19 protein-coding genes are annotated in these 19,660 nt (G+C 60.2%); 14 read left to right on the top strand and 5 right to left on the bottom strand.

The genetic code is table 11. The annotated features are described in order from the left end of the window. Positions 1 to 150 precede the first annotated feature (150 nt). Positions 151 to 2,997 (bottom strand): RNA polymerase-associated protein RapA, encoded by a 2,847-nt coding sequence (gene rapA, locus ACSFE6_RS09775; RefSeq protein WP_435427402.1) that lies wholly within the window; start codon positions 2,995 to 2,997, stop codon positions 151 to 153. Between the two features lie 218 nt (positions 2,998 to 3,215). Here rapA and ACSFE6_RS09770 point away from each other — a divergent pair, with 218 nt between their 5' ends. The 3 genes from ACSFE6_RS09770 (at position 3,216) to ccoM (ending at position 4,091) form a co-directional block, all read left to right on the top strand. Next, positions 3,216 to 3,557 (top strand): aspartate-semialdehyde dehydrogenase, encoded by a 342-nt coding sequence (locus ACSFE6_RS09770; RefSeq protein ID WP_435427401.1) that lies wholly within the window; start codon positions 3,216 to 3,218, stop codon positions 3,555 to 3,557. Between the two features lie 100 nt (positions 3,558 to 3,657). Further along, positions 3,658 to 3,831 carry a hypothetical protein gene (locus ACSFE6_RS09765; protein ID WP_435427400.1) on the top strand — a complete coding sequence of 58 codons (174 nt, stop codon included), beginning with the start codon at positions 3,658 to 3,660 and terminating at the stop codon, positions 3,829 to 3,831. A gap of 143 nt (positions 3,832 to 3,974) precedes the next feature. After that, positions 3,975 to 4,091 (top strand): cytochrome c oxidase subunit CcoM, encoded by a 117-nt coding sequence (ccoM, locus tag ACSFE6_RS09760; RefSeq protein ID WP_433767215.1) that lies wholly within the window; start codon positions 3,975 to 3,977, stop codon positions 4,089 to 4,091. Between the two features lie 260 nt (positions 4,092 to 4,351). Here the strand turns inward: ccoM and ACSFE6_RS09755 are convergent, their stop codons facing one another. Continuing rightward, positions 4,352 to 5,827, bottom strand: coding sequence for an inorganic phosphate transporter (locus ACSFE6_RS09755; RefSeq protein WP_435427399.1), 1,476 nt, complete (start codon positions 5,825 to 5,827; stop codon positions 4,352 to 4,354). A gap of 377 nt (positions 5,828 to 6,204) precedes the next feature. Beyond that, the gene (locus ACSFE6_RS09750) at positions 6,205 to 6,405 is read right to left on the bottom strand and encodes a hypothetical protein (RefSeq protein WP_008056863.1); all 201 of its coding nucleotides are present in this window, start codon (positions 6,403 to 6,405) and stop codon (positions 6,205 to 6,207) included. 686 nt (positions 6,406 to 7,091) lie between these two features. On the opposite strand from ACSFE6_RS09750, the gene pcaR reads away from it, so the two are divergent. From pcaR to pcaC, 11 genes are all read left to right on the top strand, one after another. Further along, complete coding sequence (pcaR, locus tag ACSFE6_RS09745) at positions 7,092 to 7,934, top strand: pca regulon transcriptional regulator PcaR (RefSeq protein ID WP_150769781.1); 843 nt, start codon at positions 7,092 to 7,094, stop codon at positions 7,932 to 7,934. Between the two features lie 123 nt (positions 7,935 to 8,057). Then, positions 8,058 to 9,404: an MFS transporter gene (locus ACSFE6_RS09740; RefSeq protein ID WP_435427398.1), complete on the top strand. Its 1,347-nt coding sequence runs from the start codon at positions 8,058 to 8,060 to the stop codon at positions 9,402 to 9,404. A 268-nt stretch (positions 9,405 to 9,672) separates the two neighbouring features. Further along, a complete protein-coding gene (locus ACSFE6_RS09735) occupies positions 9,673 to 10,530 on the top strand; it encodes a CoA transferase subunit A (RefSeq protein ID WP_435427397.1) in 858 nt (285 codons plus the stop codon). Beyond that, complete coding sequence (locus ACSFE6_RS09730; protein ID WP_435427396.1) at positions 10,530 to 11,309, top strand: CoA-transferase subunit beta; 780 nt, start codon at positions 10,530 to 10,532, stop codon at positions 11,307 to 11,309. Before ACSFE6_RS09735 ends, ACSFE6_RS09730 begins: the two co-directional genes overlap by 1 nt. Then, complete coding sequence (gene pcaF / locus ACSFE6_RS09725) at positions 11,306 to 12,511, top strand: 3-oxoadipyl-CoA thiolase (protein WP_435427395.1); 1,206 nt, start codon at positions 11,306 to 11,308, stop codon at positions 12,509 to 12,511. Before ACSFE6_RS09730 ends, pcaF begins: the two co-directional genes overlap by 4 nt. Before the next feature lie 39 nt (positions 12,512 to 12,550). After that, positions 12,551 to 13,255: a protocatechuate 3,4-dioxygenase subunit beta gene (pcaH, locus tag ACSFE6_RS09720; protein WP_435427394.1), complete on the top strand. Its 705-nt coding sequence runs from the start codon at positions 12,551 to 12,553 to the stop codon at positions 13,253 to 13,255. A 1-nt stretch (position 13,256) separates the two neighbouring features. Next, positions 13,257 to 13,823 (top strand): protocatechuate 3,4-dioxygenase subunit alpha, encoded by a 567-nt coding sequence (pcaG, locus tag ACSFE6_RS09715; RefSeq protein WP_435427393.1) that lies wholly within the window; start codon positions 13,257 to 13,259, stop codon positions 13,821 to 13,823. A gap of 194 nt (positions 13,824 to 14,017) precedes the next feature. Then, entirely contained in the window at positions 14,018 to 15,322 is a 1,305-nt protein-coding gene (locus ACSFE6_RS09710; RefSeq protein WP_435427392.1) for an MFS family transporter, read from the top strand. Between the two features lie 45 nt (positions 15,323 to 15,367). After that, positions 15,368 to 16,732 carry a 3-carboxy-cis,cis-muconate cycloisomerase gene (locus tag ACSFE6_RS09705; RefSeq protein ID WP_435427391.1) on the top strand — a complete coding sequence of 455 codons (1,365 nt, stop codon included), beginning with the start codon at positions 15,368 to 15,370 and terminating at the stop codon, positions 16,730 to 16,732. A gap of 11 nt (positions 16,733 to 16,743) precedes the next feature. Beyond that, positions 16,744 to 17,535: a 3-oxoadipate enol-lactonase gene (pcaD, locus tag ACSFE6_RS09700; protein ID WP_435427390.1), complete on the top strand. Its 792-nt coding sequence runs from the start codon at positions 16,744 to 16,746 to the stop codon at positions 17,533 to 17,535. 9 nt (positions 17,536 to 17,544) lie between these two features. After that, positions 17,545 to 17,937, top strand: coding sequence for a 4-carboxymuconolactone decarboxylase (pcaC, locus tag ACSFE6_RS09695; RefSeq protein WP_435427389.1), 393 nt, complete (start codon positions 17,545 to 17,547; stop codon positions 17,935 to 17,937). Between the two features lie 136 nt (positions 17,938 to 18,073). Here the strand turns inward: pcaC and ACSFE6_RS09690 are convergent, their stop codons facing one another. Both ACSFE6_RS09690 and secF read right to left on the bottom strand, forming a co-directional pair. Further along, entirely contained in the window at positions 18,074 to 18,625 is a 552-nt protein-coding gene (locus tag ACSFE6_RS09690; protein ID WP_435427388.1) for a glycine zipper 2TM domain-containing protein, read from the bottom strand. A gap of 120 nt (positions 18,626 to 18,745) precedes the next feature. Continuing rightward, a complete protein-coding gene (secF, locus tag ACSFE6_RS09685) occupies positions 18,746 to 19,660 on the bottom strand; it encodes a protein translocase subunit SecF (RefSeq protein WP_435427387.1) in 915 nt (304 codons plus the stop codon).

Here is a 19,660-nt window from a genome sequence, read left to right as displayed (position 1 = left end):
TGGTGTTCATGGATTATGTGTTCGACACGGGCTCTGTGGGAGCGGGCTTGCCCGCGATGAGGCCATAAAGATCACCACAATTGGAACGGACAAAAAGAAAGGCCCGCATCGCTGCGGGCCTTCTTTTTATATAGCGGTGGAGCAGGGGGATTAACCCGCCACCAGCACCCGGATCGCTTCCAGTCGCAGCGCAGCCTTGTCGAGCATGGCCAGGCCTTGTTCGCGTTGTTTGCGCAGGGCGACCAGTTCGCTGTCGCGTACGGTCGGGTTGACCGCTTGCAGCGCGGTCAGGCGTGCCAGTTCTTCATCGGTATCGGCCGCCAGACGACGTTGCGCCTCTGCGACACGCTCGGCATGACGCGGGTAGATTTTGTCTTCGCCGGCGTTGATCCGTGGTGTCAGCTGATCACGCTGGGCCTGGATGAACTTGTTGGCGCTGGCGCGCGGTACGCTTTCGAGTTGATCGTTCAAGGTCTCGAACGCAACGCGGGCGGACAGATCATTGCCATTGGCGTCGAGCAGGCAGCGCAGGGCGGCCGGCGGCAGGTAGCGGCCCAGTTGCAGCGAGCGCGGGGCAACCACTTCGCTGACGTAAAGCAGCTCCAGCAACACGGTGCCGGGTTTCAGCGCCTTGTTCTTGATCAATGCCACCGCGGTGTTGCCCATCGAGCCGGACAGCACCAGGTCCATGCCGCCTTGCACCATCGGGTGTTCCCAGGTGATGAACTGCATGTCCTCACGGGACAGCGCCTGGTTGCGGTCGTAGGTGATGGTCACGCCTTCGTCGTCACCCAGCGGGAAGCTGGCATCGAGCATTTTTTCGCTCGGTTTAAGGATGAGGGCGTTTTCCGAATGGTCCTCGCTGTCGATGCCGAAGGCGTCGAACAGGGTTTCCATGTAAATCGGCAGGGTGAACTGGTCATCTTGCTCCAGAATTGCTTCGACCAGTGCCTCGCCTTCGCCGGCACCGCCGGAGTTGAGTTCCAGCAAGCGGTCGCGGCCGGTGTGCAGTTCGGCTTCCAGGCGCTCGCGCTCGGTGCGTGCTTCGTCGATCAGCGTCTGCCATTCGCCCTCGTCAGCCTCTTCCAGCAGCGGCAGCAGGCGTGGGCCGAACTGATGCTGCAAGGCGTTGCCGGTCGGGCAGGTGTTGAGGAATGCATTCAACGCTTCGTGATACCACTGGAACAGGCGCTCTTGCGGGCTGGTTTCCAGGTACGGCACATGCAGTTCGATGGTGTGCTTCTGGCCGATCCGGTCCAGGCGACCGATACGTTGTTCGAGCAAGTCCGGGTGGGACGGCAGGTCGAACAGCACCAGGTGATGAGCAAACTGGAAGTTGCGGCCTTCACTGCCGATTTCCGAACAGATCAGCACTTGTGCACCGAATTCTTCGTCGGCGAAGTAAGCGGCGGCGCGGTCACGCTCAAGGATATTCATGCCCTCGTGGAACACCGTGGCCGGAATGCCGGAACGCACGCGCAGGGCGTCTTCCAGGTCCATGGCGGTTTCGGCGTGGGCGCAGATCACCAGCACTTTGGTGCGCTTGAGCATTTTCAGCTGATCGATCAGCCACTCGACGCGGGGGTCGAATTTCCACCAGCGCTCGTCTTCGTTGGCCTCCGGCTGGGCCTGGAAGCTGACTTCCGGATACAGCTCGGCGTGATCGCCCAACGGCAGTTCGAGGTATTCGTCCGGGCACGGCAGCGGGTACGGATGCAGTTTGCGCTCCGGGAAACCTTGCACGGCGGCACGGGTATTTCGGAACAGCACGCGGCCGGTACCGTGGCGGTCCAGCAGCTCGCGCACCAGGCGAGCGCTGGCTTCGGTGTCGCCATCGTTGACCGCGGTCAGCAGGGCTTCGCCTTCGTCGCCGAGGAAGCCATGGATGGTTTTGTGCGCTTGTGGCGACAGGCGTCCCTGGTCCAGCAGCTCCTGAACGGCCTCGGCCACCGGGCGATAGTTTTCGCTCTCGGCGCGGAAGGCCTGCAGGTCATGAAAGCGGTTCGGGTCGAGCAGGCGCAGACGGGCGAAGTGGCTGTCCTGGCCCAGTTGTTCCGGGGTCGCGGTCAACAGCAGCACGCCGGGAATGGTTTCGGCGAGTTGCTCGACCAGCGAATACTCAGGGCTGACTTGATCTTCGTGCCATACCAGGTGGTGCGCTTCGTCGACCACCAGCAAGTCCCAACCGGCCGCGAACAGCGCGTCCTGGGCTTTTTCATCGTCTACCAGCCATTCCAGTGCAACCAGCGCAAGCTGGGTATCTTCGAACGGGTTGGAGGCATCACTTTCGATGAAACGTTCTTCGTCGAAGAGTGCGACTTGCAGGTTGAAGCGACGACGCATTTCCACCAGCCACTGGTGCTGGAGGTTTTCCGGTACCAGGATCAGCACGCGATTGGCGCGCCCCGAGAGCAATTGGCGATGGATGACCAGGCCGGCTTCGATGGTTTTGCCCAGGCCAACTTCGTCCGCCAGCAGTACCCGTGGCGCGATACGGTCGGCAACTTCGCGGGCGATGTGCAGCTGGTGAGCGATCGGTTGCGCACGAACGCCACCCAGGCCCCACAGCGAAGATTGCAACTGGCGACTGGTGTGTTCCAGGGTGTGGTAGCGCAGGGAGAACCAGGCCAGCGGGTCGATCTGGCCGGCGAACAGACGGTCGCTGGCCAAGCGGAACTGGATAAAGTTGGACAGTTGGGTTTCCGGCAGGGTGACCACTTCGTTCTGTGCATTGAGGCCGTGGTAAACCAGCAGGCCATCCATGTCGTCGACTTCGCGAACGGTCAGCTTCCAGCCTTCAAAGTGAGTGATGGTGTCACCCGGCGAAAACCGCACGCGAGTGAGGGGCGCATTCCGTAGCGCGTACTGGCGGGTGTCGCCAGTGGCCGGATAGAGCACGGTCAGCAAGCGGCCGTCCTGTGCCAGAACGGTGCCCAATCCCAGCTCGGCTTCGCTGTCACTAATCCAGCGTTGCCCCGGTTGATACTGCTGCGCCATGCTGCCTGACTCCCACCTTGAAAAAGCGGGCTATCTTAACGGAATGAGGGCTTCAGGGCCAAAAGACTCTCAGAAAAACTCTCGGCTTTACGTTAGCCCACTTATGCCCGGTGCGTGGGTTACGGCACCAACGAGTGCTAAATGGGTCACAGTTTGCGACCGATGGCTCAAGTCGCCATCCCCGCAGCCGACAGCCTGCTGACAGGAGACCAATAACTATGCTGCCACCGATGCTCCCCTTGAGTGCCGTGCCCATCACTTCCCAGCATGACCCGGTCCGTCCGCGTCCGGACATTGCGCCGGTGGTGCCGATGCAGGAGAGCTCCACCGACAGCACCATTGACCTGAAAAATCGCGACCCCGAAGAAGCTGTTCTGCTGTTGCGTGAGGAACAGCGCCGAAAGCAGGAGCGCGAGCGACGCCGTCGTGAAGCCGATGAGGATCCCGAGGCTCACCTGGCGATTCCCGGCACTGAACTCAATGCCGACAACACCGTGCCGGTGGCGCCGTTGATGGATGACCAGCCGCGCCAGGGCTTGTGGGTCGATATCGAGATTTGAGGTCGCGACTGGTCAGCGTCGTCGCCAGACCGCATTATGGGTGCAATCCTGCCCATTGATGCGGCAGCTGAATTTCATTTCAAGCGATGCACCGAATGCCATGAGCCAAGACGACAAGCTGATCGACCTCAACGCCGAACGCGCCAAGCGTGTCCATGACCTTAACGAAAAGCGCCTTAACGAAGTGCGCCAGGCGTTCGAGCAGGCCATGCCTCTGGGCAAAACGAAGAAAGCTCCGAAAGCCAAATCGAAGAACAAGCCGAAAAAGCGCTGAACCCACCTGCATCGATTGATGCAGGTCAGTTTTTCCCTCCTTCTATGCCCGGCCCCGGGCAACATTGATCCCGGTCAATATTCGCTCCTGCCTGATTGGTTAACTTAGCTCCATCGCAACAAGGCAACCGCAGGAGACGCGTCATGTTTTTCGACAACGTGGTGATCGCCGGAGTGCTGACCGTCAGCCTCATGCTGATGTTTTTTGCAGGATTGGGAGTTTTTATCTGGAAGGACTCGCACAAGCGGGAAAAACCGTAGTTCCTTCGGGATGTAATGAGCACGCAAGGCATTTTGGGCAACTTCGGTTGCCCTTTTTTTTGCCTGCGATTTCTATTCTGGCGCAGCAAACCCAATGTGGGAGCGAGCCTGCTCGCGAAGACGGTGGTCGTCGCGATGAAAATGGCGATAGGTTTGCCGCTTTCGCGAGCAGGCTCGCTCCCACAGTTGATTTGTGGTGATTGGCAGTAATAAAAAAGGCGCGGTCCTTGCGGAGCGCGCCTTTTTCATTCGACTGTGTATCAGCTACCCAGCGCCTTCGACGCCATCCAGAACAGGCCGGCCGACAGGGCCACGGTGGCCGGCAGGGTCAGGACCCAGGCCAGAAGGATTGTCTTGACGGTGCCGCCTTGCAGGCCGCTTTTGTTCGCGACCATGGTCCCCGCCACACCCGAGGACAGGACGTGGGTGGTGGACACCGGCAGGCTGAAGATGTTGGCCATGCCGATCATGCACGCGGCAGTGATTTGGGCCGACATGCCTTGGGCGTAAGTCATGCCTTGCTTGCCGATTTTCTCGCCGATGGTCAGTACCACGCGTTTCCAGCCCACCATGGTACCCAGGCCGAGGGCCAGGGCGACCGCCAGAATCACCCAGAACGGGGCGTACTCGGTGGTGGTGGTCAGGTCCTTGCGCAGTTTGTCCAGGTCAGCTTTTTCACGTGCGGCGAGGCCAGGCAACTTGGCGACTTTCTTCGCGGTGTCGTCCAGGCACAGCAGGTAGCGACGCACTTCGATGCGGCTTTCCGACGACAGCGAGTGGTAATCCGCAACGCCTTTCAGGGTGCCAAGCAGGGCATTGATAGTCGGTTCGGTCTGTTGCGGGTTGCAACGAAACTTCTCCGGCAGATCGCCTTCCACGCTTTTACCCAGGGCCAGGAACTCACCCAGGGAGTCGGCATTGCGCTTGTAGAACTGGCTCAAGTGCAAAGTGGCGTCGCGGGTACGCTCGATCTGGTAGGTGGTGCTGTTCAGGTCGAGCACGAATTGCGCCGGCACGATACCGATCAGCACCAGCATGATCAGGCCGATACCTTTCTGGCCATCGTTGGAACCGTGCACGAAGCTTACGGCCATGGCCGAGATCACCAGCACCAGGCGGTTCCAGAACGGCGGGTGTTTCTTGTCGTCGATCTTGCGACGTTGTTCCGGCGTCTTGTGCATCTTCGACAGCGGGCGCCACCATTTAAGGCCTATCAGCACCAGCGCGGCGATCAGGAAACCCGCCATTGGCGAGAACACCAGCGACATGGCGATATCGATCGCCTTCTGCCAGTTCACCCCGTCTCCCAATGGAATATCGTTGATCAGGGCATTGGCCAGGCCCACGCCAAGGATCGAGCCGATCAGCGTGTGGGAGCTGGAAGCGGGGATACCAAAGTACCAGGTGCCCAGGTTCCAGGTGATGGCTGCGGCGAGCAACGAGAACACCATTGCCAGGCCATGGCCGGTATTCACGTTGATCAGCAGTTCTACCGGCAGCAGGTGGACAATGGCATACGCCACGCCAACGCCACCCAGCAAGACGCCGAGGAAATTGAACACACCGGAAAAGAAGACCGCCAGATGAGGTGGCATCGCTTTGGTGTAGATAACAGTGGCTACCGCGTTAGCGGTGTCATGAAATCCATTGATGAACTCGAAGGCGAGGACAAAAGCCAGGGCGAGCAAGAGGCTCACAAGCACCCAAGCATCCAGTCCGCTGAATAAATCGATCATGAAGGTTTTCTGACCCGGTCATAAGGGGGCGCGATTATGCCAGAAAAGACTGTCAATCGATGCACTAGCTGCTCATCGGTAACATTCTTCAATGAATTTTTTTGCGATCGCACCGTCAAAGCAGATGTTTTTTCGGTGTTTGCAAGTCATTGAATTTCTTTGAAAACCCTTCTGCCACAAGGGTTCCGCTCGCCTGAGGGCGTGCTCTGAATGCTTGTATGAAATTTCTGAAAGGGGAGTCAGATATGAGCCTTTTACCCTGTCAAATGGGCAGGGTGGCCGCTGCCCGCTGATAGCGGGCGCAAAAGGCAACATCAATACATCCCGCTTTTAACGGGTGTAAACGCAGACCCTTTAAAGGAGGCAAGCCTGGGCGGTCAAGGCTCTTCGGCTTTGAGTTCCTTTTCCATTTTTTCCAGTTCTTGCTTGAAAACCTGATCCTGAACGGTGGCGCGTTTACGCCAGGGTTTGCGTTCCGGTTCGGGTTGGGCGGCGTAGGTGGTGACTTCCCCGCCGTAAACTTCCTTGTAACGTTGTTCCTGGCGCTCAAGTTCCGCGCGCAGTTCGTCTTTCGTCACAGTGATACCTGATTGAGTTGAGATAAATTCTGGTGAAACACGCTGCGTTCAATATATTGATCACGCCCGTCGAGAGGACAAGGCCCAAGAAGGCATCGTTTACGGCAGGGCGATCAGTACGTCCATGTTGCAGGCGGCCACGGCACCAGAGGTCAATAGCTGACGTAGCATCAGATTCCTGTTTCAGCCAGCGCGTCGGCGATGCAATTGCAGTCAGCGTCGCACGCTTGCCGAGGGTGACGGCGATGAAGTATCGCGCCACCGGGTAGCGGGATCGGCGAATAAGAAACCGCCTGGCTACTGATTTCTATTATAGCGAGCGATTCAGAGAACACTATCGTCAAAGTGCTAAAAGTAGATATCGGTGTGTGATTGTTTTGTGACCTGCAACTTTTACTGCCAACTAATGCGTTGCTTGATGTCACTTTGCAGTGATGCCTTTCTGGCGCCATTAAGTCGAACAACTTAGGGCAACTACATCCACCTTTAATTCCGTACTCGGGCCGGTACGAATACATATAAGGAAGGATACGTAGCCCGGTCTGTCGGCAGGCGCGAGGTCGAAAGCAGGATTGCGATTATCGGTCGATGGTTCGATAATCGCCCGATCCTGCTCGGCCGGGCTTGTTTGCCGGGCCGATGCCGCTTGTAATAGATCGCTGATCCGTGTGGGAAAAAGACCTTATATGAACGATCAACTGCGCAATTCCTTCGCCTCCGTGGCTCCGCCGATCGTCGCGTCGCCCGCCAAGCGGATTCAGGCCTTGACCGGTGACCCCGATTTCATGACCTCGCTGGCCCGCGGGCTGGCTGTCGTGCAAGCGTTCCAGGAGCGCAAGCGGCACTTGACGATCGCCCAGATCAGCCATCGCACGGAAATTCCCCGCGCTGCGGTCAGACGTTGCCTGCATACCCTGATCAAGCTTGGCTACGCCACTACGGACGGTCGCACTTATTCCTTGCTGCCCAAGGTGCTGACCCTTGGCCATGCCTATGTCTCCTCGACTCCGCTGGCGGTTTCTGCCCAGCCTTACCTGGACCGCATGAGCGAGCAACTGCACGAGGCCTGCAACATGGCCACGCTGGAAGGGGATGACATCCTGTACATCGCCCGCTCGGCGACTACCCAGCGCCTGATCTCGGTGGACCTTTCAGTGGGCGGGCGCCTGCCGGCCTATTGCACGTCAATGGGCAGGATTCTGCTGGCCGCCCTGGATGACACGTCGCTGCGTGAATACCTGGATCATGCCGACCTGCAGGCCAAGACCAGTCGTACCATTCACACTCCCGAGGCCTTGCTCGAATGCCTGCAGGAAGTGCGACAACAAGGGTGGTGCATCGTCGATCAGGAACTGGAGCAGGGCCTGCGTTCCATTGCCGTCCCGGTGTACGACGCTTCCGGTCAGGTGGTCGCGGCCCTCAACGTCAGCACCCATGCGGGTCGGGTCAGTCGCAACGAACTGGAGCAGCGCTTTCTGCCTGGCCTGTTAAGTGCCAGTCGCGACCTCAGTGCTCAGCTGTTCGCCTAAGCTGTTCGATAATCGCACAGAGTCGTTTCTGGCGAATTGACGCTGTTTCCTTTGGATCATTACTGTCGCGGCTGCGCCGGCATTGGCCGGCCCCGTTCGACTGTGATCCATGGAATAAAAATAATGAACCAGCCCCAGTCCGCTGTAGGGAACTGCCTCGACGTGCAGTCCTTTATCAATGCTCAACCCATTTCGCGCTATCAGTGGCGCGTGGTGATTCTGTGTTTTCTGATTGTCTTCCTCGATGGCCTCGACACCGCAGCCATGGGCTTTATCGCCCCGGCGTTGTCACAGGATTGGGGCATCGACCGTGCCAGCCTGGGTCCGGTGATGAGTGCAGCGCTGATCGGCATGGTGTTCGGCGCACTGGGTTCCGGCCCTTTGGCTGACCGCTTCGGGCGAAAAGTCGTTCTGGTGGGGGCCGTGCTGTTGTTCGGTGCGTTCAGCCTCGCCTCGGCTTACAGCACCAATGTCGATCAATTGCTGGTGCTGCGCTTCCTTACGGGCCTGGGGCTGGGGGCCGGGATGCCGAATGCCACCACACTGTTGTCGGAATACACCCCGGAACGCAAGAAGTCCCTGCTGGTGACCAGCATGTTCTGTGGATTCAACCTGGGCATGGCCGGCGGCGGATTTATTTCGGCCAAGCTGATTCCTGCGTTCGGTTGGCACAGCCTGTTGCTGATCGGCGGGATTTTGCCGTTGATCCTGGCCATCGTTTTGCTGTTCTGGCTGCCGGAATCGGCGCGCTACCTGGTCGTGCGTAATCGTGGCACCGACAAAGTGCGCAAGACGCTGGCACCGATCGACCCGAGCGTAGTCGCCCAGGCCGCCAGCTTCAGTGTGCCGGAACAGAAAACCGTGAAGGCGCGCAATGTGTTTGCGGTGATCTTCTCTGGCACCTACAGCGTCGGCACCTTGCTGCTGTGGCTGACTTATTTCATGGGGTTGGTGATCGTTTATCTGCTGACCAGTTGGCTGCCGACCCTGATGCGTGACAGTGGCGCGAGTATGGAGCAGGCCGCGTTTATCGGTGCGCTGTTCCAGTTCGGTGGTGTGCTGAGCGCGGTGGGTGTCGGTTGGGCGATGGACCGGTTCAATCCGCACAAGGTCATCGGCACTTTCTACCTGTTGGCCGGGGTGTTTGCCTACTCGGTGGGCCAGAGCCTGGGCAGCATCACGTTGCTGGCGACCCTGGTGCTGGTGGCCGGGATGTGTGTCAACGGCGCGCAATCGGCAATGCCCTCGCTGGCCGCGCGTTTTTATCCGACCCAGGGGCGTGCCACTGGTGTGTCGTGGATGCTCGGGATTGGCCGCTTCGGCGCGATTCTTGGCGCCTGGATGGGGGCGACGTTGCTCGGTTTGGGCTGGAACTTCGAGCAGGTGCTGACGGCGCTGGTGATTCCGGCAGCGCTGGCGACCACGGCGGTAGTGATCAAGGGTATGGTCAGTCATGCGGATGCGACCTGAGGGGCTGATTCAGAATCCCAGGTGATTTTGATGGTCTCTTCGCGAGCAGGCTCGCTCCCACAGGGATACACGTAATCCTTGTGGGAGCGAGCCTGCTCGCGAAGCTTTTGAGGTCGGTAGCCAGGCAACAATGTGTTCGATAAACGAACACTCAGTCGATTATCGGATTGTTTGGCGTTTTTCACAGGCTTAATCTTCAGTGACTGCGGCGCTGCGCATCGGCGCCTTTTTCCACTGTTGGTTAATAACAAATGGGAGCCTGCCCCAAATGGCTGAGATTCTTTCGCTGCACGACGCGGTGAAGCAATTCGTGAACGACGGCGATACTGTCGCGCTCGAAGGCTTCACCCACCTGATCCCGACGGCGGCGGGTCACGAAATCATTCGTCAGGGCAAGAAAGACCTGACCCTGGTACGGATGACGCCTGACCTGATCTACGACCAGTTGATCGGTGCCGGTTGTGCCCGCAAGCTGATTTTCTCCTGGGGCGGTAACCCGGGTGTGGGTTCGCTGCACCGTCTGCGCGATGCGGTCGAGAAGCAGTGGCCCCATGCCATGGAAATCGAAGAACACAGCCACGCTGACCTGGCCAACGCCTACGTCGCGGGCGCTTCCGGCCTGCCGTTCGCGGTGCTGCGCGCCTATGCCGGCTCCGACCTGCCGAAGGTCAACCCGCTGATCAAGTCCGTCACCTGCCCGTTCACCGGTGAAGTATTGGCCGCGGTGCCTTCGGTGCGTCCGGACGTCACCGTGATTCACGCGCAGAAAGCCGACCGCAAGGGCAACGTGCTGCTGTGGGGCATCCTTGGCGTGCAGAAAGAAGCTGCATTGGCTGCCAAGCGTTGCATCGTCACCGTCGAGGAAATCGTCGACGACCTCAAGGCGCCGATGAACGCCTGCGTGCTGCCAACCTGGGCCTTGAGCGCGGTCTGCCATGTTCCTGGCGGTGCGCATCCGTCCTACGCCCACGGTTACACCGAACGTGACAACCGCTTCTACCAGGCCTGGGACCCGATTGCCCGCGACCGTGAAACCTTCACCGCGTGGATCAACGAGTACATCCATGGCAGCGCTGACTTCAGCGAGTTCCAGGCCAAACTGGCCGCCGCTTCGGAGGCGAAGTAATGACTTACACCACCAATGAAATGATGACCGTTGCCGCTGCCCGTCGCCTGAAGAACGGCTCGGTGTGCTTCGTGGGCATTGGCCTGCCATCGAAAGCGGCCAACCTGGCGCGCCTGACCTCCTCGCCAGACGTGGTCCTGATCTACGAATCGGGCCCGATCGGCGCCAAGCCGAGCGTACTGCCACTGTCGATCGGTGACGGCGAGCTGGCGGAAACCGCCGACACCGTGGTCCCGACCGGCGAGATTTTCCGTTACTGGCTGCAGGGCGGTCGTATTGACGTCGGTTTCCTCGGCGCGGCCCAGGTCGACCGTTTCGGCAACATCAACACCACCGTGGTCGGCGATTATCACGCGCCGAAAGTCCGTCTGCCGGGCGCCGGCGGTGCACCGGAGATCGCCGGTTCCGCCAAGAGCGTGCTGATCATCCTCAAGCAATCGGCGCGTTCGTTTGTCGACAAGCTCGACTTCATTACCTCGGTCGGCCACGGCGAGGGCGGCGATTCGCGCAAGCGTCTCGGTCTGCCAGGTGCGGGTCCGGTCGGCATCATTACCGACCTGTGCATCATGGAGCCGGAAGCCGGCACCAACGAATTCGTGGTCACCGCACTGCACCCGGGCGTGACCCGCGAGCAGGTGGTCGCCGCCACCGGTTGGCCGATCCGCTTTGCCGACAGCGTCGACGTCACCGCCGAGCCGACTGAAGTCGAACTGACCGCGCTGCGTGATCTGGAAGCCCGTACCGCCGCAGCCCATGGCCAAGCCCCCGGAGAAGCGTGATGCGTGACGTTTATATCTGCGACGCGATTCGCACCCCCATCGGCCGCTTCGGCGGTGGCCTGTCGACGGTTCGTGCCGATGACCTGGCCGCCGTGCCGATCAAGGCGTTGATAGAGCGCAACCCGTCGGTGGACTGGACGGCGGTGGACGAGGTGTTCCTCGGCTGCGCCAACCAGGCCGGTGAAGACAACCGCAACGTGGCGCGCATGGCGCTGCTGCTGGCCGGGCTGCCGGACACCATTCCTGGCGTCACCCTCAATCGCCTCTGCGCTTCGGGCATGGACGCCATCGGCACGGCGTTTCGCGCCATCGCCAGCGGCGAAATGGAGCTGGCGATAGCCGGCGGCGTCGAGTCGATGTCCCGCGCACCGTTCGTGATGGGCAAGGCAGACGCTGCGTTCTCACGCAACATGAAACTGGAAGACACCACCATCGGCTGGCGCTTTATCAACCCGTTGATGAAAGCCCAGTACGGCGTGGATGCGATGCCGCAGACCGCTGACAACGTCGCCGATGATTACAAAGTCTCTCGCGCCGACCAGGACGCCTTCGCCCTGCGCAGCCAGCAACGCACCGCCGTCGCCCAGGCCGCTGGCTTCTTCGCCGAAGAAATCGTCGAAGTGCGCATTGCCCACAAAAAGGGTGAAACCGTGGTCAGCCAGGACGAACATCCGCGCGCTGACACCACCCTGGAAGCCCTGACTAAACTCAAGCCGGTCAACGGCCCGGACAAAACCGTCACCGCTGGCAACGCGTCGGGCGTGAACGACGGCGCGGCCGCGCTGATCCTGGCCTCGGCCGAAGCGGTGAAAAAACACGGCCTGACCCCGCGCGCCAAAGTGCTGGGCATGGCCAGCGCCGGTGTGGCACCACGGGTGATGGGCATCGGCCCGGTCCCGGCGGTGCGCAAGTTGACCGAACGCCTGGGTGTGGCGGTCAGTGATTTCGATGTAATCGAACTCAACGAAGCCTTCGCCAGCCAGGGCCTGGCGGTGCTGCGTGAACTGGGTATTGCCGACGACGCGCCTCAGGTCAACCCGAACGGTGGCGCCATTGCCTTGGGTCACCCGCTGGGCATGAGCGGTGCGCGTCTGGTGCTGACGGCACTGCACCAACTGGAAAAAACCGGTGGCAAGAAAGGTCTGGCGACCATGTGCGTCGGTGTCGGTCAGGGTCTGGCCTTGGCGATCGAGCGCGTCTGACGCGCTCGAAAAGACTGATAAGAACTGAGGAAAGTGTTCATGACTGACAAGCCTGGTTACCGTCGCCCGCAGGAAGGCACCCAGCCCGAGTATCTGCACCCGGCTTACCAATCCACCAACCTGCGCTCGCCGTCCAAGCCGTTGGTGTTCCTGCCGCATTCGTTGTCGGAAATCACCGGTCCGACCATTGGCGCCGAGCGCGTCAATGAGAAGGACAACGACCTGACTGCCCAGCACGAAGGGCAGCCTCAGGGCGAGCGCATCATCATCCATGGCCGCGTGCTGGATGAAAACGGTTTGCCGGTGCCAGGCATTCTGGTGGAGATCTGGCAGGCAAACGCTGCCGGTCGCTACGCCCATGCCCGCGACCTGCACGACGCGCCGCTGGACCCGAACTTCACCGGCACCGGCCGTACCGTGACCGACGCTGATGGCTGGTATCAGTTCCAGACCATCAAGCCCGGCGCTTATCCGTGGGGTAACCACCACAACGCCTGGCGTCCGGCGCATATCCATTTCTCGCTGTTCGGGCCGAGCATCCTGACGCGCCTGGTCACCCAGATGTATTTCCCGGGCGATCCGCTGTTGGCGTACGACCCGATCTACAACTGCGTACCTGATACCAGCGCCAAAGAGCGCTTGATCGCCAGCTTCGACCTGGAAAAAACCATCCCTTCCTATGCCCTCGGTTATCGCTGGGACATCGTATTGCGCGGCCGCGATGCCACGCCGATGGAGAAATAAGATGACGCTGACAGCGACCACGTCCCACACCGTCGGACCCTACTACCACATCGGGCTGACCTGGCTGAACCGCGAAAACCTGACCGTCGAGCAAACCCTGGGCGAACGCGTGGCGATCACCGGGCAAGTGGTCGATGGCAACGGCGATATCGTCAACGACGCGATGCTGGAAGTCTGGCAGGCCAACGCCGCCGGCAAATACGACCACCCGGAAGACGATCAGGACAAGCCCCTTGATCCGAACTTCGAAGGCTTTGGTCGGGTGCCAGTGGATGCCGAAGGGCGTTTCCGTTTCACCACGATCAAGCCGGGCACGGTCGAGGGCCTCAAAGGCACGACCCAGGCCCCGCATCTGGTGGTGCTGGTGTTCGCCCGTGGCCTGGTGAAACACCTGATGACGCGGATTTACTTCGAGGGCGAGCCGGCCAACGTCAACGATCCGTTGCTCGAATGCGTACCGGCCGAGCGTCGTGGCACCTTGCTGGCGAAAAAAGATGCGAGCGGTGTTTACCAGTGGAATGTGATTCTGCAGGGCACCGATGCGGAGACGGTGTTCTTCGATTACTGAGAACATCGCAAAACCCTGTAGGAGCGAGCCTGCTCGCGATGACGTAGTGTCAGACAACAAATATGTCGACTGACATACCGCATTCGCGAGCAGGCTCGCTCCCACAAGGGGAATCGTGTTGCTGATGGATCTGTGGAACGGGACTGTTGCAAAGTGTGTCTAGACTCTCACTGTCCCCATTGAGTGAAAAAACAATGACAACGCCAACCGCTACACCCGCGCTTTATACCGGCGAAGAGCGCAGCAAACGGATTTTTGCCATTGTCGGTGCATCGTCCGGCAACCTCGTCGAATGGTTCGATTTCTACGTTTATGCCTTCTGTGCGATCTATTTCGCGCCGGCCTTTTTCCCGTCCGATAACCCCACGGTACAGCTGGTAAACACGGCTGGCGTGTTTGCCGCCGGGTTCCTGATGCGACCGATTGGCGGCTGGATCTTCGGCCGTTTGGCGGACAAGCACGGGCGCAAGAATTCGATGTTGATCTCGATTCTGATGATGTGTTTCGGCTCGCTGCTGATTGCCTGCCTGCCGACCTACGCCAGCATCGGGGTCTGGGCGCCGATCCTGCTGTTGTTCGCCCGCTTGCTCCAGGGCCTGTCGGTGGGGGGCGAGTACGGCACTACAGCGACCTACATGAGCGAAGTCGCGCTCAAGGGCCAGCGCGGTTTCTTCGCGTCGTTCCAATACGTGACGCTGATTGGCGGACAGTTGCTGGCGGTGTCGCTGGTGGTGATCTTGCAGCAGTTCCTCACCGAGGATGACCTGCGTGCCTACGGTTGGCGGATTCCATTTGTAGTCGGTGCGTGTGCGGCGTTGATTTCGCTGTACCTGCGTCGCTCGCTGAAAGAAACCACGAGCAAGGAAATGCGCGAGAGCAAGGACGCTGGCAGCATCAGTGCGCTGTTCCGCGATCATAAGGCTGCGTTCATTACCGTGCTGGGTTACACCGCCGGTGGTTCGCTGATTTTCTACACCTTCACCACTTATATGCAGAAGTACCTGGTGAACACCGCCGGCATGCAAGCCAAGACCGCCAGCTACATCATGACCGGCGCGCTCTTCCTTTATATGTGCATGCAGCCGATTTTCGGCATGCTCTCGGACAAGATCGGCCGCCGGAACTCGATGTTGTGGTTTGGCGCACTCGGCACGCTGTGCACCGTGCCGATTCTGCTCAGCCTGAAAAGCGTCACCAGTCCGTTCCTGGCCTTCGTGCTGATTACCCTGGCGCTGGCGATTGTCAGTTTCTACACATCGATCAGTGGCCTGGTAAAAGCCGAAATGTTCCCACCAGAAGTGCGCGCCCTGGGCGTCGGCCTGGCGTATGCGGTGGCGAATGCGATCTTCGGCGGTTCGGCAGAATATGTAGCGTTGAGCCTCAAGGCCGTGGGTATGGAAAACTCCTTCTACTGGTACGTGACGGTGATGATGGCAATAGCGTTCCTGTTCAGCCTGCGTCTGCCCAAACAGGCGAAGTATCTAGAAAACGACCTTTGATCCACACACGCGGGCCCAAGCGGCCCGCGCCTCCAGGGACTGTTTATGAACGAGCGACCGGGCAATCAATTGTTCGATGCCTATTTCACTGCCCGCGATATGCGCGACGTGTTCTGCGATCAGGGCCGCGTCCAGGCCATGCTCGATTTCGAGGCGGCACTGGCCCGGGCCGAAGCGCGGGTCGGTTTGATTCCGCACAGCGCCGTGGCGCCGATTGAAGCGGCCTGCCAGGCCGGACATTTCGACTTTGCCGCTCTCGGCGACGCGATTGCCACCGCCGGCAACTCGGCGATTCCGCTGGTCAAGGCGTTGGGCAAGCAGATCGCGACCAAGGATGCAGAGGCCGAACGCTATGTGCATCTGGGAGCAACCAGTCAGGACGTGATGGACAGCGGTCTGGTGCTGCAACTGCGCCGGGCGCTGGAGCTGATCGACAACGATCTGGCGCAACTGGGCCAAACCCTCGCCACCCAGGCTCAACGTTATGTGGCCACGCCATTGGCCGGACGTACCTGGCTGCAACATGCGACACCGGTCACCCTCGGCATGAAGATTGCCGGGTGGCTGGGGGCGGTGACTCGCAGTCGCCAGCGTTTGCTCGAACTCAAGCCGCGTCTGCTGGTGCTGCAGTTCGGCGGCGCTTCCGGCACCCTCGCGGCCCTCGGTGACAAGGCGATGCCGATTGCCCAAGCACTGGCCGAAGAACTGCAACTGACCTTGCCCGATCAGCCCTGGCATACCCAGCGTGATCGTCTGGTGGAGTTCGGCTCTGTTCTGGGCTTGATCGCCGGCAGTTTGGGAAAACTCGGTCGCGACATCAGCCTGTTGATGCAAACCGAAGCGGGTGAAGTGTTCGAACCCTCGGCACCGGGCAAGGGCGGTTCCTCGACCATGCCGCATAAACGCAATCCGGTCGGCGCAGCGGTATTGATCGGCGCAGCGACCCGTGTTCCCGGTCTGCTCTCCACACTGTTCAGCGCCATGCCTCAAGAGCACGAGCGCAGCCTTGGGTTGTGGCATGCCGAGTGGGAGACTCTGCCGGAGATTTGCTGCCTGGTGTCCGGCAGCCTGAAGCAGGCGCTGCTGGTGGCCGGCGGCTTGGAAGTGGATGCCGAGCGCATGTCCCGCAATCTGGATTTGACTCAAGGCCTGGTACTCGCCGAAGCGGTGAGCATCGTGCTGGCTCAACGGGTCGGGCGCGACACCGCGCATCACCTGCTGGAGCAATGCTGCAAACGCGCCGTGGCCGAACAGCGTCATCTGCGCGCGGTGCTCGGCGACGAGCCGCAAGTGACCGCCGAACTGGCGGCGGACGAACTCGATCATCTGTTGGACCCCGCTCATTATCTCGGCCAGGCCCGTACCTGGGTCGAGCGTGCGGTGGCTGAACATTCTGCATTGACTGCCTGAAGGAGACTGCTGTGGCTTTCGTACAACTCGCCGATGGCGAACTGCATTACCAAATAGACGGCCCGGTGGATGCGCCGGTGCTGGTGCTGTCCAACTCCCTGGGCACCGACCTGCACATGTGGGATGCGCAAATTCCGGCGTTCAGCGAGCATTTCCGCGTGCTGCGCTTCGACACCCGTGGCCACGGCCAATCGCTGGTGACACCAGGGCCTTACAGCATCGAACAACTGGGCCGCGACGTGCTGGCGCTGCTGGATGCGCTGCACATCGATCGTGCGCATTTCTGCGGTCTGTCCATGGGCGGGCTGATCGGCCAATGGCTGGGCATCAACGCCGGTGAACGCCTGAACAAACTGATCGTCTGCAACACCGCGGCGAAAATTGGCGATCCGTCGATCTGGAACCCACGCATCGAAACCGTACTGCGCGATGGTCCGGCGGCCATGGTTGCCTTGCGCGATGCATCGATTGCGCGCTGGTTCACCCCGGACTTCTCCGAAGCCAATCCGGCAGCGGCCAAGCAGATCACCGACATGCTGGCGGCCACTTCGCCTGAAGGCTACGCGGCCAATTGCGCGGCGGTGCGCGACGCCGATTTCCGCGACCAATTGTCCTCGATCAAGGCGCCGCTGCTGGTGATCGCTGGCGCTCAGGATGCCGTCACGCCACCGTCCGGCGGGCACTTCATTCAGGAGCATGTGCCGGGCGCCGAGTACGCCGAGTTCTATGCCGCGCACCTGTCCAACGTTCAGGCCGGCAACGCTTTCAGCGAACGCGTGCTGGCCTTCCTGAAGGCTCGTTGAGGACAACCCGTGGACGAGAAACAACGTTACGACGAGGGCATGAGCGTTCGTCGCGCTGTACTGGGCGATGCACACGTCGACCGCAGCCTGACCACCCTGACCGAGTTCAACTCGGAGTTCCAGGAAATGATCACCCGCCACGCCTGGGGTGACATCTGGACCCGCCCGGGCCTGCCGCGCCACACCCGCAGCCTGATCACCATCGCCATGCTGATCGGCATGAACCGCGAAGGGGAACTCAAACTGCACCTGCGCGCCGCCGCCAACAACGGCGTGAGCCGTGGCGAGATCAAGGAAGTGATCATGCAAAGCGCGATCTACTGCGGGATTCCGGCGGCCAACGCGACGTTCCACCTGGCGGAGTCGGTGTGGGATGAGTTGGGGGTTGAGTCGCGAGGGTGATCCTGGCGATTTGTGCTGACTGAACTGACGTCTTCGCGAGCAGGCTCGCTCCCACAAGGATTGCTGGCGAATTACAATTCACCAGGCACAAAAAAGCACCCCGCAGGGTGCTTCTTTTTGAACTGGTTTCAGCGGCTCAATGTGCCTGATCATTATTCGAGAGGATCAGCTGCCCCTCTTTATCCACCGGAATCTGGTTACCAGGATCGCGATCCATTCGCACTTTCCCCTCTTTACCGTCCAGCGAATACCGCACGTCGTAACCCACGACCTTGTCACTGATGTCATTCACCGTATTGCAACGGGTCTCAGTCGTGGTGTAGGTGTCACGCTCCTGCATGCCCTCCTGAACCTTGTTGCCGGCATAGCCACCACCGACCGCGCCCGCCACCGTGGCAATTTTCTTGCCGGTACCGCCGCCGATCTGGTTACCCAGCAGACCACCAGCCAATGCACCAACCACCGTACCGGCGATCTGGTGCTGATCTTTCACCGGCGCTTGCCGGGTGACCGCGACATCCTTGCACACTTCACGTGGAGTCTTGATTTGTGTCTTGACCGGTTCAACGGCGAGTACTTGCGCATACTCTGGACCGCTTTTTTTAACCAGGCTGTAGGTGGCAAAAGCGCCTCCGGCAGTCACACCGACAGCACCCAGCACAGCACCAACCAGCATCGACTTGTTCACATGAACCTCCTGACCATCTCATGCGGGATAAACCCGCGCTTCTCCCAGCCTTGGAGCATAAAAAAAGGCGCGAGTTCAACTCGCGCCTTTTTTGGACTACGCCTCGGAGAGAAACTTCCTTCAAGGACGGTCGTCGACTTCCTTCTCAGTATTGACCGGAGGAATCAGGTCTTCGGAGCTCAGATTCAGCCAGATCAGCACCACGTTGGCGATGTAGATCGACGAGTAAGTACCCGCCAGAACACCCACCAGCAACGCCAGGGAGAAACCGTGCAGGTTGTCGCCACCGAAGAACAGCAGCGCCAGGATCGCCAGCAAGGTGGACACCGAGGTCGCGATGGTCCGCAGCAGGGTTTGCGTGGTCGAGATGTTGATGTTCTCGATCAGGCTGGCCTTGCGCAGTACGCGGAAGTTCTCGCGAACCCGGTCGAATACCACGATGGTGTCGTTGAGCGAGTAACCGATGATCGCCAGTACCGCCGCCAGCACCGTCAGGTCGAAGGTGATCTGGAAGAACGACAGGATACCAATGGTCACGATCACGTCGTGGATCAGCGAAACGATGGCACCGACAGCGAACTTCCACTGAAAGCGGAACGCCAGGTAGATCAGGATACCGCCCAGCGCCATCAGCATGCCGAGGCCGCCCTGGTCGCGCAGCTCTTCACCCACCTGCGGGCCGACGAACTCCACGCGCTTGACGGTCGCCGGGTTCTCGCCGCCGACCTTCTGCAGCGCGTCAGCCACCTGGTGACCCAATTGAGGATCTTCACCCGGCATACGCACCAGCAGGTCGGTGGTTGCACCGAAGTTCTGCACGATAGCCTCGTGATAACCCGCGGTCACCAGCTGCTCACGCACCTTGGTGACATCGGCCGGACGCTCGTAGGTCAGCTCGATGAGCGTACCGCCGGTGAAGTCCAGGCCCCAGTTCATGCCCTTATGGAAGACGCTGAAAATTGCCAGCGCGGTAAGGAACAATGTGACGCCGAACGCGAAGTTGCGAACGCCCATGAAGTTGATTGTACGTAACAT

The organism is Pseudomonas baetica, assembly GCF_051216495.1.
Classification (GTDB): Bacteria; Pseudomonadota; Gammaproteobacteria; order Pseudomonadales; family Pseudomonadaceae; genus Aquipseudomonas; species Aquipseudomonas baetica_B.
This window is presented reverse-complemented; position numbering and strand designations above follow the sequence as displayed.

Coding starts and splice junctions, on each gene's coding strand:
- rapA (WP_435427402.1), bottom strand. CDS start 2,997: ATGGCGCAGCAGTATCAACCGGGGCAACGCTGGATTAGTGACAGCGAA.
- ACSFE6_RS09770 (WP_435427401.1), top strand. CDS start 3,216: ATGCTGCCACCGATGCTCCCCTTGAGTGCCGTGCCCATCACTTCCCAG.
- ACSFE6_RS09765 (WP_435427400.1), top strand. CDS start 3,658: ATGAGCCAAGACGACAAGCTGATCGACCTCAACGCCGAACGCGCCAAG.
- ccoM (WP_433767215.1), top strand. CDS start 3,975: ATGTTTTTCGACAACGTGGTGATCGCCGGAGTGCTGACCGTCAGCCTC.
- ACSFE6_RS09755 (WP_435427399.1), bottom strand. CDS start 5,827: ATGATCGATTTATTCAGCGGACTGGATGCTTGGGTGCTTGTGAGCCTC.
- pcaR (WP_150769781.1), top strand. CDS start 7,092: ATGAACGATCAACTGCGCAATTCCTTCGCCTCCGTGGCTCCGCCGATC.
- ACSFE6_RS09740 (WP_435427398.1), top strand. CDS start 8,058: ATGAACCAGCCCCAGTCCGCTGTAGGGAACTGCCTCGACGTGCAGTCC.
- ACSFE6_RS09735 (WP_435427397.1), top strand. CDS start 9,673: ATGGCTGAGATTCTTTCGCTGCACGACGCGGTGAAGCAATTCGTGAAC.
- ACSFE6_RS09730 (WP_435427396.1), top strand. CDS start 10,530: ATGACTTACACCACCAATGAAATGATGACCGTTGCCGCTGCCCGTCGC.
- pcaH (WP_435427394.1), top strand. CDS start 12,551: ATGACTGACAAGCCTGGTTACCGTCGCCCGCAGGAAGGCACCCAGCCC.
- pcaG (WP_435427393.1), top strand. CDS start 13,257: ATGACGCTGACAGCGACCACGTCCCACACCGTCGGACCCTACTACCAC.
- ACSFE6_RS09710 (WP_435427392.1), top strand. CDS start 14,018: ATGACAACGCCAACCGCTACACCCGCGCTTTATACCGGCGAAGAGCGC.
- ACSFE6_RS09705 (WP_435427391.1), top strand. CDS start 15,368: ATGAACGAGCGACCGGGCAATCAATTGTTCGATGCCTATTTCACTGCC.
- secF (WP_435427387.1), bottom strand. CDS start 19,660: ATGTTACGTACAATCAACTTCATGGGCGTTCGCAACTTCGCGTTCGGC.